Raw genomic sequence first — 426 nt, 5'->3', positions numbered from 1 at the left:
CGCCGCCGCGCGGTCGAACAGGTCGAGGAGCGAGTCGTCCGCGAGGTACGTCGCCCCGTGGTCATCGGGCGCGCGGACGACGCGCCCGCACGCCTGTATCACGGTACGCAGCGCGGTTCGATGGTACCACGCCCACTGGCCGTCGGCCAGCCGCCGGGCGACCCGCGAGTCGTTGGTGTTGCGGTACGGCGCCTTACACACCACCTGCCAGCGGCACAGATCCCCCTCCAGGTCGAGCGCCTCCTCCATCTTCACGGAGACGAACACCTCGGGGTCCGAACTCGCCTTCCACGCCTCCAGTTCGGCGTCGCGGTTCGCCCGCGCGTGTCGGCGGACGCGCGCGGCCACGCCGAACTCGCCCAGTTTCTCGACGAGCCGCCCGGCGATGTCGTAGGAGTGCGCGTGGATCAGCCCCTTCTCGTCCGG

General features: G+C 71.4%; 1 protein-coding gene. It reads right to left on the bottom strand.

All coding sequences use genetic code 11. The features are described 5' to 3' along the window. Positions 1-426, bottom strand: a 426-nt coding sequence (locus DJ70_RS17710) for a helicase C-terminal domain-containing protein (protein ID WP_275542345.1), incomplete at both ends; no start/stop codon positions are given.

The sequence above is a fragment of the Halorubrum halodurans genome (assembly GCF_002252985.1).
GTDB lineage: Archaea > Halobacteriota > Halobacteria > Halobacteriales > Haloferacaceae > Halorubrum > Halorubrum halodurans.
Note: the sequence above shows the minus strand (reverse complement) of the source record. Positions and strands in the feature narration are given on the sequence as shown.